Origin of the sequence: Stieleria sedimenti, from assembly GCF_025060895.1 — a bacterium.
GTDB classification, from domain to species: Bacteria; Planctomycetota; Planctomycetia; order Pirellulales; family Pirellulaceae; genus Stieleria; species Stieleria sedimenti.
The window spans coordinates 1-1,442 of sequence record NZ_JANZKV010000378.1; the positions used below are offsets into that span (position 1 = coordinate 1).

Annotated in this window: 2 protein-coding genes; both read left to right on the forward strand. The window is 55.0% G+C overall.

Annotated features, from left to right (window positions below):
• Positions 1 to 404 precede the first annotated feature (404 nt).
• A complete protein-coding gene (locus tag NZK35_RS33955; RefSeq protein ID WP_259636971.1) occupies positions 405 to 656 on the forward strand; it encodes a hypothetical protein in 252 nt (83 codons plus the stop codon).
• On the forward strand, positions 653 to 772 hold the full coding sequence (locus NZK35_RS33960) for a tyrosine-type recombinase/integrase (protein WP_323379693.1): 120 nt from the start codon (positions 653 to 655) through the stop codon (positions 770 to 772). The genes NZK35_RS33955 and NZK35_RS33960 overlap by 4 nt, the downstream gene beginning before the upstream one ends.
• The last annotated feature ends 670 nt before the right edge of the window (positions 773 to 1,442 follow it).

Here is a 1,442-nt window from a genome sequence, read left to right on the forward strand (position 1 = left end):
CCGCGCACCTATCGAACCGTGAAATCAAATGCGAATCCCAGGAAACAGAGGTCGGATGAATTCCGGTGGGCGCAATTTGACCGAACCAATCAAACCGTGGACGAAGCAATAGCCACAGAGTGCTCAGAGGACACAGAGAAGACGAGGACCGTTGCAGTCAGGAGTCGGTTAGCAGCGCGAACTTGTTTATTACCTGGTCTCGCTGGCCAGGGGTCTTATCTGCCGCCTTATTCCCGGGTCGATAAGGATTGGGCGGTCTTATCCCTGTCTCGGCGATAAGTGTTCTTCGAATTATCCTGTTTTCTGAAAAGACTGCAACCCGTTGGGGCTGCCGGAACCCCTCCGCCGAGAAAGGCTGTTCTGCAGCGGGCATCGAATCCGGTTTCGCAGAAGGGGCCAGGCCGATGGCGAGGCAAAGTGGTGGCGGAAAGCAGTGGGACGGAAAGCCGGACTGGGCGTTGATTTGGCATCAAAAGCTGGCAATCTTTCATGGTGCCGGTGGCGATTCGAATTGGTGTTTTGGCCAGGCCGAAGTGATCGAATTTCTGGTGGACCGAAAAAAGAAGGGCGCGACGACTTGGAAACGGCTAAAGATCGCCGAAGCACTTTCGGAACCTCGCACGCGTTTCGTCACAGTTTCGCGACTCATCTGTTGAAAGACAACACGGACATACGGGTCGTGCAAGAACTGCTGGGGCACAAGGACATCTCAACAACGATGATCTATTTGCATTGCCTCAACGACTCGGAAAAGGAGGTCGTTAAGCATTGATGTCGTCGAAACCCGCTGGTGGGCGCTGGGGGGTGGGACAGGACGATGGGCGTAAGACGATGCGGAGGAGGTTGGCAGAATGATTCGGGGCAGAATGATAAGAAAAACGAAGTGGGGACGGATCAAATTGTTGTCGTGACGTTGCGAGTGACGACGCACCGACTGATTTTCGGTTCCTCAAATCACTTGGCCGCGGTTGATCGGTGTCACGCTTCAATTCGCGTCTTGATCAGCGGATAGTATCCCAATCACACTGCTAGTCTCGTGTCACGAGGGACGCTTGCATCGTGAAAGGGTTGGAGCCCCTCCGCTTTTAGGCGATCTGCGACATCCGCCTCGTGGAATGCACCGCGAGTGGCAGGGGACGTCAATTGTACAAGTGACGGATTTGATCGTAGCGAAAGGCGCTAAGACGTTCGCAGCGAGGGCCCTCTCTGGCGTGTGCTTGCTGCGCAAACGCCGTCTCTTCCAGAGGGAGAGAATCGAAATGGATGAATGGTGCTACCCACCAACTGCAACCGACCCTAGCCATCGACGGGTTGGCTAGCCGGAGAGTACGCCTGCGTTGCCATCCTGGTTTAGAAGGTGCACCAAAATTGTCTCCGACGCTTCGATCTCGCTCGTTGCTAAGTCAGACGCGGTGCTGTCCGCTGCCAGAAAGTTGACGAAA